Here is a 15,402-nt window from a genome sequence, read left to right on the forward strand (position 1 = left end):
TAGCGTTCCAAGGACACTAAGCCAGTCGCCAGAGCTCTGACAACGGTTTTGGAACGCTAAAACTGAATCCAAACCTCATCTGCAAGCCGGAGAGCCGCATGCCTCGCTCCAGCAAGAATTCCTCGGCCAAGGGCGGCCCGGTGACCCTCGCTACGGTCGCCGCCCGGGCCGGGGTCTCTGCGCAGACCGTGTCGAACGCGATCAACTCGCCGGACATACTGCGGCCCGAGACCCTGGAGCGGGTCCGCCGCGCGATCGACGAAACGGGTTACCGCCCCAGCCGAGCCGCGCAGACACTACGCACCCGTTCCAGCAAGCTGATCGGCTACGGCATCCAGCCCAGCCCGCCTGGCGCCGGAGGCGCGGTCATGGACCGCTTCCTGCACGCCCTGTCGCAGGCCGTTGACGAGGCTGGGTACCGGATCCTATTGTTCGCCTCCCCGCCCGACGGCCCAAGCCTGAAGGGCTACGAGGAACTGCTGGCCCAGCACGAGGTCGACGGCTTCGTGCTCAGCGGCACCGACCGCAGCGACCCGCGCCAAGCATGGCTGACCAAGCGGGGCGTGCCGTTCGTCGGCTTCGGCCGGATGTGGTCGGGGCGCCAGGTCGGCGACTGGGTCGACGTCGACGGCGCCTCGGGCACGGATGCCGCCGTTGAGCACCTGGTCGCCCAGGGGCACCGCAAGATCGCCTTCCTGGGCTGGGAACGTGGTTCCTCCGGCGCCGGTGACGACCGCGCGGAGGGCTGGCTGCGAGCGATGAAGCGGCACGGGCTGCCGACCCGCGGGCGGCGCGGGCAGAGTGTGAACGACATCGACGCAGCCCGCGCCGCCGTGAAGCCGCTGCTGGACGGGGGCGCGACCGCGGTGATCGCGGCCAGCGACATGCTGGCCCTCGGCTGCTATCAGTCACTGCGCGAGCGCCGCATGCTGCCCGGCCGTGACGTGGCCGTCGTCGGCTTCGACGACTCACCGACCGCCGAGATCCTCTCCCCCGCCCTGACATCCGTCGCCCAGCCACTGGAGGAAGTGGGCCAGGAATGCGTACGGCTGCTGCTGGCACGGATCGCCACACCCGACGCACCGCCCGAGCGGATCCTGCTGCAACCGTCCCTGGTCATCCGCGACAGCAGCACGATCTCAACGTCCATCGCGGACGAGTAACCACCCCGGCCACCCGTCCCCTCGCCCCCAATCGCTCCGCCCTCCTCCACCCCCACATCCCTGGCGCACGCCGTCGTGTGCCCGGGCGGAGCCGCAAGTACCACCCGTAACCCTCGGAGGAAGCAATGCGCAACCGTACGGCCGTAGCGGCTCTCGTCACCTGTGCGGCCATGCTGGCCGCCACAGGCTGCTCGTCGAGTTTCGGCAGCGACGAGAAGACCACGCAGGACACCAGTGAAAAGCAGCACCTGACGGTGCTGATCGCCTCCTCGGGGGACGCGGAGACCAAGGCCGTCAAGGATGCGGCAGCAGCCTGGGCCGAGCAGTCCGGCAACACGGTGACCGTCGACGTCGCCAAGGACATCAACCAGCAGCTGGCCCAGTCGTTCGCCGGGCACAAGCCGCCGGACGCCTTCTACGTCAACTCCGACCAGTTCGCCAACTACGCCAAGGGCGGCTCCCTGTACGCCTACGGCGACCAGATCAAGGACGCGGACGACTTCTCCGCCCAACTGCGCGCCTCCTTCACCCACGACGGCAAGCTGGTCTGCCTGCCCAAGGACACCTCCACCCTCGCCCTGGCGATCAACGACGACCTGTGGAGGAAGGCCGGGCTGACCGCGAAGGACTACCCGACCACCTGGGCCGAACTCAAGACCGTCGCCGCCAAGCTGACCAAGGGCGACGTCACCGGGCTGGTCATCAACGGCGAGTACGCACGCGTCGGCGTCTTCATGAAACAGGCCGGCGGCTGGATAACCAACGCCGACCAGACGAAGATGACCGCCGACAGCACCCAGAACGCCCAGTCCCTCCACTACGTGCAGTCGCTGCTGAAGTCCGGCTCCCTGAAGTACGCCAACCAGGTCGACACCAACTGGGGCGGCGAGGCGCTCGGCAAGGGCAAGGCCGCCATGACCGTCGAGGGCAACTGGCTCACCGGCGGAATGAAGGCCGACTACCCGGACGTGAAGTACACGGCGGTCCCGCTGCCCGCCGGCCCGGCCGGTGAGGGCACGCTCGCCTTCAGCCAGTGCTGGGGCGTCGCCCAGGAAAGCGCCCACCGGGCAGCCGCCGTGGACCTGGTGAAGTACCTGACCACCGCGTCACAGCAGTTGAAGAACGCGGACGCCTTCGGCGTGATGCCCTCCCGCACCAGCGCCCTCGCCGAGTACGCGAAGAAGTACCCGTCCGCCAAGGCGTGGGCCGACGCCACCGCCCACGCGCAGGGCCCGGTGACCGTCGCGGGCTTCGACAAGGTCCTCACCCAGTTCAACACCGACCTCGCCGCGCTGAGCACCGGCGACCCGAAGAAGATCCTCGCCGACCTGCAACGCAACGGCGAACAGGCCCTCACGAAGGGCAACTGAGCCGCCATGCCTCCCCGCGACACCACCCGTACGGCAGCAGGCGGCACCCCCCGGACGGCCGACTCGCCGGGCATCCCTGACATGCCCGGCAAGCCCGGCCCTACCGCGGCGCCCCACGCCAAGCCCGCCCCGCGCGTGGGGCGCCGCGCCGAAGGAGCCTGGGGCTGGCTGTTCGTCAGCCCTATGGTGATCGTCCTCGGCCTGTTCCTCGTCCTGCCGACCCTGATGGCGCTGTGGGTGAGCCTGCTCAACTGGGACGGCCAGTCCAACCCCTTCAGCGGCCAGGCGGACTTCGTCGGCCTCGACAACTACCGGGCCCTGCTCACCCAGGACGGCCTCGACCGCACCCTCTTCGCGACATCGCTGCGCAACAACCTCTACTACGTGCTGCTGACCGTGCCGCTGCAGACGATCCTCGCGCTGACGCTGGCGCTCATCGTCAACCAGCGGATGCTGCACGGCCGTAGCGCCCTGCGCACCGCGTTCTTCTTCCCCTCAGTCACCAGCTCGATCGCCGTCTCCACAATCTTCCTGTTCCTGTTCCAGGGCAGCGGAGCCGTCAACACCGTGCTGTCCTGGATCGGAATCAAGGGCCCAAACTGGTTCAACGACTCCCGCGGCGTACTCTCCCTCCTCTTGGGCGGCCTCGGCATCGTCGACACCGACCACCCCTCGGGCGCCCTCGCCGACCACTCGTTCATGGGACTGTCCTGGTTCGAGTGGCTGTCCGGGCCGTCCGTGGCGATGTGCACGATCATCCTTCTCGCCGTGTGGACGACCTCCGGCACCTTCATGCTGATCTTCCTCGCCGCCCTCCAAGACATCCCACGCGAACTGGAGGAGGCCGCCGCCATCGAGGGCGTCAACCGCTTCCAACTGCTGCGGTACGTGACCCTGCCCGCGCTGCGGCCCGTGCTCTTCCTCGTCCTCACCCTCGGACTGATCGGCACGTGGCAGGTCTTCGATCAGGTCTACGTCATGAGCCAGGGCGCCCCCGGCAACACCACCCTCACCCCAGCATTCCTGTCGTACTCCTCCGCCTTCGGCGACGCCGACTTCGGGCAGGGCGCGGCCATCGCCTTCATCCTGCTCACGCTGATCCTGACCATGACCGCCGGACAACGCTTCCTGCTCCGGGAGCGCACCCCTCGCGCCCGGAGGAACCGATGAGCGCAAAGTCCGCGACCGCCCGGGCACAGGGCAAGCCCGTGCTCGGCCGCTTCCCCCTGTCCCTGCGCGCCCTTGGTTATACGGCGGTGGCCGCGCTCGGCCTGCTGTACATCGCGCCGTTCGTGATCCAGCTGGCCACCGGCTTCAAGACGGACCCCGACGCGGCGACCCACCCCCTCGGTCTGCTCCCCACCACCCCCACGACCGCCGCCTACCAGCGCCTGTTCGGACTCAGCCAAGCCGGCGACGGAGTCCCGTTCCTGCGCTGGCTCGGCAACTCCGCCTTCGTCGCCGTCGTCGTCACCGCCGGACGCGTGCTGTTCGACTCGATGGCCGGCTACGCCCTTGCTCGGCTGCGCTTCCGCGGCCGTACCGTGCTGTTCGGCTTCATCCTCGCCGTCATGGCGGTACCCGGAGTGGCGCTGCTGATCCCCAGGTTCCTGGTCCTCAACAGCTTCGGCCTCTTCGACACCTACACCGGCATGATCCTTCCGCTCATGGTGGACGCAGCCGGCATCTTCATCATGAAGCAGTTTTTCGAGTCGATCCCCCGAGAAGTGGAAGAGGCCGCCCGCGTCGACGGCGCCGACGTCTTGCGCACCTTCTGGTCGATCGTCCTGCCCATGGCCCGGCCCGCCCTGCTGACCCTGACCATCCTGTCGTTCCAGGGATCGTGGAACGAGTTCACCCACTTCCTCGTGGCCACCCAGTCCAGCCAGTACGAAACCCTCACCACCGGCCTCGCCCGGCTCGTCTCCGGCGGCCTGGGAGGCGGCACCCAATACCCCTTGAAACTGGCCGCAGCCCTGCTGGCCACCCTGCCCGTCGCCGCGCTGTTCTTCTGCTTCCAGCGCTACTTCGTCCAAGGCGCCAACGCCGGAGCCGTCAAGGAATAGCCCTCGGGCTCTCCTAGTAGTGCTTGGTCAGGTTCGTTGTGGTGTGGGTATGTTGCGGTGGCAGGTGGGGCAGGCGCCGGTCCAGGTGGCGAGGAGCGTCTGTAGTTCACGGACGACTTGGTAGAGGCTTAGACCTGCGCGGTGTCTTTTGGGTTTCGTGCCAGTCCTTGCAGGGTGCAGAAGGCGTGGGCGGCGGCGACGAGGGTGACGTGGTGGTGCCAGCCGTTCCAGGTGCGGCCTTCGAAGTGGGCCAGTCCCAGGGCCTGTTTCATCTCGCGGTAGTCGTGCTCGATGCGCCAGCGCAGCTTGGCCAGCCGCACCAACGTGGCCAGCGGCAGGCCGGAGGGCAGGTTGGAGAGCCAGAACTGCACAGGTTCGGGTTCGGTGGCGGGCCATTCGGCCAGCAGCCACCGTTCAGGCAGCTCAGGGCCATCGCCTGCCTGACGGACCCCGCGCCCGGCCGGTCGGATGCGCAGGGCCACGAACCGCGAGTGCATACGTTTGAAGCCGCTGACGCCTTTGCCCGGCCGGGAGCCTTCCCGCCAGGACACCGGTCGTGCGGCTGTCCGGCCGGCCGCGACAACCAGGTCTTTCATAGTCTGCGCCGGCTCGGGGTAGTGCATCTTGGGTGGCCGGCCGGTGCCCGCGTAGGCGGGCTGGACGGGCCGGGCATCGGCCGGATGAGCGGTGTGACGCGAGGAGATACCCACCGCATAGGGCAGGCTGCGTTCTTCCAGGCCGTGACGGAACGCGGCGGTATCGCCGTAGCCGGCGTCCGCGACGACCAGAGGGACATCGATGCCCCAGGACCGGGTCTCGTCGATCATGTCCAGGGCCAGTTGCCACTTCTCCACATGCCCCACCTGGGCGGGAATCCCGCAGCGGGTGCGGCGGGCGACCTTGTCCGGATCGGCTTCGGCGGAGCCGGGGTCCCAGGACGCGGGCAGGAACAGTCGCCAGTTCACCGCGGCCGAGGCATGATCGCGGGCCAGGTGCAGCGAGACGCCCACTTGGCAGTTGGTGACCTTGCCCGCGGTGCCGGTGTACTGCCGCGACACACACGCCGAGGCCTCCCCGTCCTTGAGGAAGCCGGTGTCGTCCACGATCAACGCCTCCGGGCCGATCACGTCGTGCATCCTCCAGGCCAGCCGGGCCCGAACATGAGCTGGATCCCACCGGCTGGTCGTCACAAAGTGGGCCAGTGCCTGCCGGTTGCCGTCCTCACCCAGACGGGCCGCCATCGGCTCCACCGACTTGCGCTTGCCGTCCAGCAGCAGTCCCCGTACATACGCCTGCCCCCAACGCCGCTGATCCGCACGGAAGAACCCGTCGAACAACTCCGCCGCGAAGGCCTCCAGGTCCTCCCGGACCGCAGCCATCTCCTCAGGTGTCACACCACCCCAACGACACCGCCCACCCCACGGACACGCCACTCACGAATGAAGATGACCAAGCCCTACTAGTGCCGTGCCGATGGCACCACTTGTGGCGAGCGCGGTGAGGGGGAAGCCAGGGCGGATCCGCCCGTCGTCTCGTTCCGGGAGACGAGCGTGACCCCGAGCGTGGGTGCGGCCAGCACCGCCGACAGAGCCGCGTCGGGTGGTCGGCGCGCCGGAATACCGGCTGGCCATTGCTTTTCCAACGGAGTGAACTGCGCAGGACCGTACTTCGCGTCATCCCTGAGAGCGCCGCCCGAGAGAACCGGGTGACGGTAGAACCGTCACCCGGCCCTCGGTGGATCAGGCTATGGGCTCAATCCAGATGTTGCGGAATCGGGGGTTCTCGCCCGGGTCGCCGTGATCCTGCAGGCGGATCGAGGCAGGCGATGGCCCTTCCTCGATGCTGCCGCCGGTGACCCCGTCGATGGCTACGTCCTTGTGGACCACTTCACCGTTCCACTTCACGGTCACCCGCGCGTCGTCGACCTTCTTGCCGTCACTGTTGTAACGCGCCGCACGGAACGTGATGTCGTACGTCTGCCATGTGCCCGGGGCAGTCGCCATGTTGCGGTCCGCCGCCCGCTTCGAATAGATGCCACCAGCCTCGTTGGACGTCAACGTGGTGTCACCGTAGGAGTCCAATACCTGAATCTCGTAGCGCTCCTGGAGGTACACACCGCTGTTACCGCGCTGCTGTCCGGTGACGTCCGACGGGTAGTTCGGCTCCAGCCACTCGGCGTGCAACTTGAAGTCGCCGAACTTCTGCTTGGTGCGGATGTCCCCGCCGGCGGACTCCATGGAGCCGTTGGCGATCGGCCATGTCGCCGCGCCACCAGTTGTCTTCTCCCATGCGTCCAAGTTCCCGCCGTTGAACAAGTCGATCCGCTGCGCCTTGGCCACGGTGAGGTGATCGAGATTGACGTGTCCGCTGTCGTCGCCGTCCCTCTTGTAGGTGATGGTGTTCGCGCCCGCCTTGAGGTCCAGCGCTTCCACCTGTGTGGCCCACTTATCCCAGGAACCGGTGTCGGCGAGCCGTACCTGCTTCGCCTTGGTGCCGTTCACGTAGACGCTTATCGTCTTGGTCCCGGTGAAAGGGTGCGGACCGTTCGAGTAGCGGAGACCGACGTTGTACGTGCCGGCCGACTCGGCGTTCACGGTGAACTGCGTGCTCGCCCCCGCGGTCCCGTAGCCGGCCACGAAGCCGTTGCCCGTGTAGCCCTGGTGGTCCCGCATCTCCGCCGCGCCACCGCTGAGTTGCGCGCTCTCGGCTTCGTACCTGGGATCCGTACCTGAACCGTTCGGGGTCGCGTTGAGCGTGTACCAGGCTTCGGTGCTCCACAGCGACTTCCCGGACTCGGAGCTGAACGGACGCGGCGAACGAACGTGCACGACGTGTCCCGGCTTGAGATCCGCGATCTTGACCGTCACCTTCTTACGGTCTACAGACAGCGTCGCAGAATCGACCGAAAGCGACTTTTCGTCAACCTTCGGCCCCCCGTAGCCCGCGGTCGGCTCGTACCGCCACTGCTTCACCTTGTACTTGTCCTTCAGCGCGTTCGCGGTCTCGGCGGACAACGGTTGGGTGTACTCGAACTCGAACCCGCCGTCCACCGCGCGCATCGCCTTGATGTCGAAGGCGTTGTTCCCATTGGGCGTCAGCTTCTGCAGACCGTGGTTGAGCTTGCCCTCCTGGCCCCAGTTGCCGCCGCCACCTATGCCGCCCGCGTAGATGGCACCGTCCGGGCCGACGCTGATCCGGTTGACACCGGCCTCAAGCCCTTGCGTGAAACGGAACACTGCGCCCTGGTACTCACCGTTGACCTTCTCCAGGAACGCCCGCTGGATGCCGCCGTAGGTCACGTCACCGATCAGCATCTGACCGGCGAACGGGCCCTCCTTCAGGTGGATCGGGTTGCTCGGTGAGTTCCCGATCTCGTTCTGCGGCAGCCACAGCACCGGCTGCGTCACCGGCTTGTCGTCGAACGGGCCTGCGGGATTGGTGTAGTGGTTGAAGAACCGTCCCGGCTTGATGTGCACCAGCTTCGACGCGGGCAGCCAACCGCCCTGGTTGTCGGTGGCGAAGATCCCGTCCTCCGGCCCCCAGCCGATTCCGTTGGGGGTGCGCAGACCGCCTGCGAGGGTTTCCACCTTGCCGGTCGCCTTGTTCACCTTGATGGTGGTGCCCCGGTTCTGCGCCGGCTGAGGGTCGGTGGTGGCGCCGCCAAAGTTGATGGCCACGGACTTGTTGAGATAGAAGTCCCCGTCCTTGTACAGCAGCCCGAACGCGAACTCGTGGAAGTTTCCGCTGAACGGCCAGGTGGCCACGGTCCGAAGGTCGTCGGCGACCTCGTCGCCGTTGGTGTCGTTCAGCTCCACCAGCCGGGACTTCTCCGCCACGTAGAGCTTGCCGTCCACGTACTTGATGCCCATGGGCTCCTGCAAGCCGGAGGCTATCTTCTTGGTCGTCACCTGATCCGGCGATGTGGTGCCGGTGACGTGGTCCAGAAGGTAGACCTCGCCGAGCTTCTTCTCCGAGCCGCCCCATGTAGTGATGGCGAGTCGGCCGTCCGGCAGCCAGTCCATCCCGCCGACCTGCGGCTCGAACCCCGAGGGTCGCAGGTTGGTGAGCTTGTAGTCAGGGTGCACCGCATTCAGCGGCATACCGTCGCCGGGCTCGTCGCTCCCGCCGACGCACTCTTTGCGGCCTGGTGCGGTCACGCGCACCACGCCCTTGTCGGTGCTCAGAACCGACTGCGGTACGAGCTCGAACTGTGATGATCCCGGCTTCCGCCACTCCAGCCTGAGCCGCTGTTCGGACAAGTGGTCGAAGTGGTCAATGCGCAGGGAGTGGTAGCCGGCGGCGAGCTCGATCGAGCCGTCCTTCGATGTCGGGGCGTGGCGGCCGTCGTTCTCGATGACCATCTTGTCCCCGATGGTCAGCCGAGCACCGTCGTCGCTGGTGAGCCGGAACGTGTGGGATCCCGCCGTGGTGATGTTGATGTTGGCGATGACCTGGGTGACGAACTTGTCGGTCAGTCCGAAGTCGGCGTCGGACGTCCAGTCGATGCTGGGCATCAGCTTGTCGACGTTCGGTGTCTGCCCCGGCTTCAGCGTGCACAGCCCGGACAGCTCAACGCCGACGTCATACGTCCGCAGAGTGACACCGGGTGTCTGTTCCGGCAGGTCCTCGGCGGCCCGCGCCGGCGAGACGAAGCTCGACAGCGCGACGACGAACAGGCTGAGGGCCACGATCGACGTACGTCGTCGGCCAGTTGCGGGCGACAGCGGCCTGGCCGCTTCCGGCATCGCTCCAGATCGTCCACGCAGGACAGGTGGCCATGTCACCCTGCCCTTGGGGTCTCGATGTCGGCTGAGAAGCATCCGCGTTTTCCTTTCGGTTGAGTGGATCCGCCGGCGGCGGCCGCAATTCGCTCTCGGACACACGAGAACGACAATCGGCCTCTGCAGCCGCCGGTTGTCAGGGAAGGCTGTGCACCGTGCGGGGCGCACGGGGGGGGACCCCGCGGCCGTCCCGGTGGAACGTCCATGGCAGCGGGGGGGGGAAGCCAGACGTTCTCTCAGGGGAGGAGCGACCGCGGGGGGTCTGTGGGCGCAGAGGTCACGACCGGGTGCCCGGAGGTACCGGGCACCCGGTCGCCGGCTCAGTCCAGCTTGGTGAGCCTCCACTGCTGGTTGGTGCCGTTGTTGCAGGTGTACTGCTCCAGCTGGGCTGCGTCCTTGGCGAACGCGGGCACGTCCAGGCACTTGCCGCTGTTCACCGAGACGACCTTCCACACGCCCGAGCCCGCGGACTCCAACCGCCACTGCTGGTTGCTCGCGCCGCCGCGGCAGGCGTACTGGACGATCTTCGCCTTGTCGTCCTTGCTCTCGCCCTGGACGTCCATGCACTTGCCGCTGTGCTTGGCGGTCAGGGTGTAGGCCCCGTTGCCCGCCGAGGTGACCAGCCACTTCTCGTTGTCAGCGCCGGTACTCGGCCACTGGATGACCTTCGCCAGGTCGTCCTTGCTGAAACCGGAGACGTTGGCGAGCTGATTGCTGTGCACGGACGTCAGGCTGTAGTGGTGTCCCGGCTCGATGTCGCCACCACTTCCCGGCGTCCCGACTCCGGGACCGTGGAAGGTGATCGCGTCGAGGTCGAAGGGCCCGGCGACCGGTGACTTGAACACCGCGTACAGGGTGTCCGTGTCACCGGAGGCGTTCACCGGCACAGCCGGCAGGGAGACGTAGGTGTCCCATCCTCCGGTACTCGGGATCTTCTGGCTGGCAACCAACGGGCCGGTGGCCGATCCGGTGTGCAGCTCGATCGAGGCACCGCTGTCCGCGGGCGAGGACACCCGGAACGACACCGAGGTGATGTTCTTCAGACTGAGCGGCTTGAAAGCGATCCAGTCGTTGTTGGAGATGTCGCCGATGCGCTTGCCGTTCTCCGCCCCGCTCTGGTCGACGACGCGGATCCCGGAGAAGTCGCTGTAGTGCTCGGCCTGCTTGTGCATCGGGTGGAGCATGGCGCTCGTCGAGCCTTCGAGGCCTCCCTTGTCGGTGTACTTCGCGGTCAGGACGTGGAAGAACTTGGCGGTGTCGTCATGCCCCCCGCTGTTCGTGGGGAACGAGCCGGTGCAGCCGTACTTCGTGGCCACGTCGTGGCTGTGATCGTCATGGCCGATCGCGTAGAGCACGGACACCTTGGAGCAGTCGATCGCGGTGCCGTCCTCGGGGTCGGTGACCTTCACCTTGTAGTTGACGGTGTTGTTCGCCGCGAGGAATCCGCCGTTGGGCGGTTCCTCGAAGGTGACGACCGGTCGGGTGTTGCCGACGGTGACCTCGACGGTCGCCGAGCCGGTCTTGCCGCCCGGGTCCTTCACCGTGAGCCGTGCGGTGTACTTGCCGTTGGCCGAGTACGTGTGCGTCGGGTTGTCGGCGGTGGAATCGGTGCTGCCGTTCCCGTCGAAGTCCCACGCGAAGGTCAGATCGTCGCCGTCCGGGTCGGAGGATCCGGCCGAGGAGAACTCGACCTTCAGGGGTGACTGCCCGGAGTCAGGGGTGGCCTTGGCCTTCGCAAGCGGGGCCCGGTTGCCGCCAGTGATGTAGTCGACCCGGTAGACACCGTCATCGGAGTGGTCCTCGAACCAGCCGGTGCCCCAGTCGAGGTAGTACAGCGCTCCGTCGGGACCGAAGTCCATGTCCATGGTCGACTTGAGGTTGAGGCCGGGCACGAAGTTGTTGATCTTCAGGAGGTCGCCGCTGCCGTCAAGCCGCATCTCCCGGATGTAGTTGCGGCTCCACTCGAAGAAGAACGGTGTCTTGTCGTAGTACTGGGGGAACTTGCGGTCGGAGGTGCTCGCGGCGTCGTAGTGGTAGAAGGGTCCACCCATCGGGCCGGCGGGGCCGCTGGTGCCCATCTCCGGATAGGGCGAGCCGGCGTGGTAGTCGTACCAGACGGTCGCGGGCTTGGAAGCCGGCAGGTTCGTCAGGCCAGTGTTGTTGGGCGAGTTGTTGACTGGGGCGGCGCAGTTGAACTTCGCGCCCGAGGTGTTGGTGTCGAAGTTGTAGTCGTTGAACGGGGTGTTGTCGCCGATGCAGTACGGCCAGCCGTAGTTGCCGGGGCCCTTGACCAGGCTCCATTCGACGATGCCCTCGGGCCCGCGGTTGGGGTTCGCGCTGCCGGCGTCGGGGCCGTAGTCCGCGGCCGAGATCCAGCCGTTCACCGGGTCCACGTTGAACCGGAACGGGTTGCGCCAGCCCATGACGTAGATCTCGGGCTTGGTCTTGGCGGTGCCGGGCGGGAACATGTTTCCCTCCGGGATCGTGTAACCGCCGTTCTCCTCGGGGTGGATCCGCAGGATCTTGCCCCGCAGGTCGTTGGTGTTGGCGGAGGTCCCCTGGGCGTCGAACCGCTCGCGGCCCGCCCGCTCGTCGATCGGCGTGTACCCGCCGGACTCCGAGGGCTTGACGTCGTCGCCGACACCTATGTAGAGGTTGCCGCCGGGTCCGAACTCGATGTTCCCGCCGCTGTGTCCGGGCTCGGGGTTGCGCCAGGCCGGGATCTCGATGATCTTCTTCTCGCTGGCCATGTCCAGTGCGGTCCCGGCCGAGTTGAGCGTGAACCGCGAGACCCGGACGATCTCGGAACTGCCGGCGGGTGAGTAGTTGATGTAGACGCGCTTGTTGGTGGCGAAGCCCGGGTCGGCCGCGATGCCGATCACCCCGTCCTCACCACCGGTGTAGACGTTCAGCGTGGCCACCGTGGTGGTCGTGCTGCTTCCGCCCGCCGTCTTGATCATCTTGACCTTGCCGAGCCGCTCGACATAGAAGACGGTGCCGTCCGCGGCCACGTCCAGTGCCATCGGCTGGGCCGGCTGACTGTCGATAGTGACCTTCTGGAAGCGGCTGGCCACCGTGCCGCCGCAGTCCCCGGGTTCGGCACCGGAGGCCCACTCGATGCCGCCGAGCACGTGCTTCTTGAAGTTCTCTTCCGAGTAGGTCGACGCCGTGTGGCCCATCGCGGTGGCCCAGACCTTGCCGCCCTCGGCCTGACGGCACCAGGAGATCGGATGGTCGTGGCCCATCTTGGACGGTCCCGCGTCGTACGTCGTCTCGTCGGCGGAGACCAGCACATGCGCGTCGCCGCGGAAGTTGCGGTCGAAGTTGTACCACTCCTCGGTGCGCTCCCACCGGTCCGGCAGGCCCTTGGTGGAGGGATGCACCTTGTCGGCGACCTTCGCCGTGCCCTTGAGGGTCGCGGAGTGCGCGGTCATGTGGGCACCGCCCATGAGGAGTTGGTCCCACCACGGGAACTGACCCTCGACGTTCATGTCGGTGGTGTTGTGGATGGCGACGATGCCCTTGCCGCTGCGCACGTAGTTCTGCATGGCCGTGCGCTGGGCGTCGGTGTCCCACACCATGCCGGAGTTCTGCAACATGATGATGGCGTCGAAGCCTGCCAGGTCGGTCGCGTTGAAGATTGCCGAGTCCTCGCTCTTGACGAGCTGGAAGCCGTCGGACGCGGCCAGGTCCTCGACCATCTTGATGCCGGCGGGTATCGAGTCGTGCCGGTATGCCCCGGCGGCGGTCTTGGTGAACAGCAGCACCCGAACGTCGTCGTGTGCGGAGGCGGGAAGTGCCTGGAGACATAGCAGCGACAGCATGGCCGCGAGGGCGGCCGATAGTGCACGGATCAACACTGATCTGCGCATGAGGGGGGTACCTTTCGGGGAAGGGTTCCGCCGGCACGGTCCGGGGCCACCGGGCCGGGCCGGCCAGCTCGGCGGCTCCGAGCTGCACTAGGTCCGCGTCAAGGCGCGGAGGAATGCCAGGCCGTCCGTGGCCAGGGCATCCTGTGTCGCCGCGAGCGGTCGCCAGACGGAGGCGGCCGTCGCGATGGTGGCGTTGTCGGCGGTGAAGGATTCGATGACGAGCGGGCCCTGATATCCGCTGTCGTCGACGGCCGAGGCGAAGCCGGTCCAGTCGAAGTGGTCGGCGCCGGGCGTGCCGCGGTCGGTCCCGCACACCTGAAGGTGGGCGATCCGGTCGCCCGCAACGCGGACCGCCGCGAGGGGATCGGCCTCCTCGATGTTCAGGTGGTACGTGTCCAGCAGCAGCCCGCACTCCTCGGGCAGGGCGTCCAGGGCCTGCTCGACGGTGTTGATGACGCTGGTCTCGTACCGGTTGAGGGGTTCGATTCCGATCCTTACGCCGCGCTCACCGGCGTAGGCCACGACCGGCTTCAGGTTCTCGCGCAGCTCGGCGTAGACGGCCTTGCGCTCGGCGGCGTCCATCCGCCAGGTGCGGCCGACCGAGGCGTAGGCGGGGCCGCTGACGGCCGGGGCTCCGACCGTCACGGCGACGTCGACGCAGTGCCGCAGGTAGTCCTGGGTGTCGGCGACGGCAGGGGAGGCGACCAGTTCCCGGCCGGGTGGCATCACCAGGACGACCGAGGCGGCCAGACCAAGACTGCTGAGCAGCGCGGCCGTCTCTTCCGGGTTCCAGTCCCGCGGGTGCTCCACCGGGAGTTCGATCACGTCGAACCCCCAGTGGGCGATCCGGGGCGCCAGTTCCCGCAGGGACTCGTCGGTCAACGGCGAGGTCCAGACCCAGGTGTTGACGCCGAGGGGACGCATTACTCCTTTCCACCCCACTTCTTCGGGTAGCCGGGCATGTCCTCGCAGCCGCACAGGGCGTAGTGCAGGGGAGGCATGCCGGGCTTGAGGTAGGTGGAGAGGTTGTCCTGGGTGATGCTCGGCTGGGGCAGGTTCCAGACCTTGGGGACCTGCTCACCCTTGAGGATCTTGAGTGCGGCGATGACAGGCGTGCGCCACTGGTAGGTGGGGTAGGTCGGGGCGATCGCCGTCAGGTCCGAGTCCTTCCACTTCTGCAGGAAGTCCTGCTGGTCCTCGCCGTTGATCGGCGGTACGGGCAGGCCGGCGTCCTCGAAGGCCTCGACGGCGGGGACCGCGGTGGCGCCGGCGTCCATCCAGATGCCGTCGATCTTGCCTTCGCGCTGGATGTAGTCGCTGACGATGGACTTGGTCTTGGCCGCGTCCCCGTCGGTGAACTCGACTCCGACGACGTCGAGGTCGGACTTGTCGAACGCCACCTTGGCGGCCGACCAGCGGGTCTCCAGCACGTCCACACCGGGCAGGATCCGCAGGGCGAGGATCTTGCCCTTGGGCTCGACCTTGTCGATCAGGAACTCCGCCGCGTCCGCGCCGAAGGCGTAGCCCCCGATGGGCTTGATGAAGGTAACCGGACAGTCGGTGTCGACGCCGCGGTCGAACACGATGACCGGTACCTTCGGGCAGGCCCCGGTGACCGCAGGGGTGAGCGTCGCGGTGGTGTTGGGCGAGACGATCAGCGCGTCGCAGTCCTTTTCCTGAAGTTCGGCGATGTCGGAGATCTGCTTGTCGTCCTTGCCCTCGGCGTCCAGGGCGGTGAAGGCCGCGATCTCCTTGTGCAGCGCGGCCTCTTCCTGCATGGTCTTCCAACCCACCTGCCGCCAGGGGTTGTTGACGGCCGCGTTGGAGAAGCACAGCTTGTACGGGCCGTCCTTCTTGTGCTTCGCGGTGTCGACCATCTCCGGGTCGATCATCTGCTCCCAGGGCTTGCCCTCCGGTCCCTCGGGGGTCTTCGACCGCATCGCCAACTGGGCGTCGTAGTCGGCCTGGTTGAAGAACTTCGATTGGGCGCCGGTGTTGTTCTGCTCGCCGAACGAGGGCGTCTCCGAAGTAGACGCGGACACCTCGGGCTTGTCGCTGGAGCAGGCCGCCAGCGGCAGCAGCGCGGCCAGGGCCACGCCTGTGAGCAGGCGTCTGGGTGGAACTCTCATGATCTACCTTCCGGTCTTGCA

General features: G+C 67.1%; 9 protein-coding genes. 4 read left to right on the top strand and 5 right to left on the bottom strand.

Annotation, left to right across the window (positions count from 1 at the left end):
- Positions 1–98: 98 nt before the first annotated feature.
- The 4 genes from BN159_RS12395 (at position 99) to BN159_RS12410 (ending at position 4,599) form a co-directional block, all read left to right on the top strand.
- Positions 99–1,163: a LacI family DNA-binding transcriptional regulator gene (locus BN159_RS12395; protein ID WP_015657321.1), complete on the top strand. Its 1,065-nt coding sequence runs from the start codon at positions 99–101 to the stop codon at positions 1,161–1,163.
- Positions 1,164–1,288: 125 nt separating this feature from the next.
- A complete protein-coding gene (locus BN159_RS12400; protein WP_015657322.1) occupies positions 1,289–2,533 on the top strand; it encodes a sugar ABC transporter substrate-binding protein in 1,245 nt (414 codons plus the stop codon).
- A gap of 6 nt (positions 2,534–2,539) precedes the next feature.
- Entirely contained in the window at positions 2,540–3,703 is a 1,164-nt protein-coding gene (locus BN159_RS12405; protein WP_015657323.1) for a carbohydrate ABC transporter permease, read from the top strand.
- Positions 3,700–4,599 carry a carbohydrate ABC transporter permease gene (locus tag BN159_RS12410; RefSeq protein WP_015657324.1) on the top strand — a complete coding sequence of 300 codons (900 nt, stop codon included), beginning with the start codon at positions 3,700–3,702 and terminating at the stop codon, positions 4,597–4,599. The genes BN159_RS12405 and BN159_RS12410 overlap by 4 nt, the downstream gene beginning before the upstream one ends.
- A 128-nt stretch (positions 4,600–4,727) precedes the next feature.
- On the opposite strand, the gene BN159_RS12415 is transcribed toward BN159_RS12410, so the two are convergent.
- The 5 genes from BN159_RS12415 to BN159_RS12435 form a co-directional block, all read right to left on the bottom strand.
- Positions 4,728–5,978: an IS701 family transposase gene (locus BN159_RS12415; RefSeq protein ID WP_015657325.1), complete on the bottom strand. Its 1,251-nt coding sequence runs from the start codon at positions 5,976–5,978 to the stop codon at positions 4,728–4,730.
- A 360-nt stretch (positions 5,979–6,338) separates the two neighbouring features.
- On the bottom strand, positions 6,339–9,344 hold the full coding sequence (locus BN159_RS12420) for a family 16 glycoside hydrolase (protein ID WP_051113504.1): 3,006 nt from the start codon (positions 9,342–9,344) through the stop codon (positions 6,339–6,341).
- Positions 9,345–9,700: 356 nt separating this feature from the next.
- Entirely contained in the window at positions 9,701–13,252 is a 3,552-nt protein-coding gene (locus BN159_RS12425) for a ThuA domain-containing protein (RefSeq protein ID WP_015657327.1), read from the bottom strand.
- An 87-nt stretch (positions 13,253–13,339) separates the two neighbouring features.
- Positions 13,340–14,176, bottom strand: a complete 837-nt coding sequence (locus tag BN159_RS12430) for a sugar phosphate isomerase/epimerase family protein (RefSeq protein ID WP_015657328.1) — start codon at positions 14,174–14,176, stop codon at positions 13,340–13,342.
- Positions 14,176–15,381 carry a substrate-binding domain-containing protein gene (locus BN159_RS12435; RefSeq protein ID WP_015657329.1) on the bottom strand — a complete coding sequence of 402 codons (1,206 nt, stop codon included), beginning with the start codon at positions 15,379–15,381 and terminating at the stop codon, positions 14,176–14,178. Before BN159_RS12435 ends, BN159_RS12430 begins: the two co-directional genes overlap by 1 nt.
- Positions 15,382–15,402 lie beyond the last annotated feature (21 nt).

The organism is Streptomyces davaonensis JCM 4913, assembly GCF_000349325.1.
GTDB classification, from domain to species: Bacteria; Actinomycetota; Actinomycetes; order Streptomycetales; family Streptomycetaceae; genus Streptomyces; species Streptomyces davaonensis.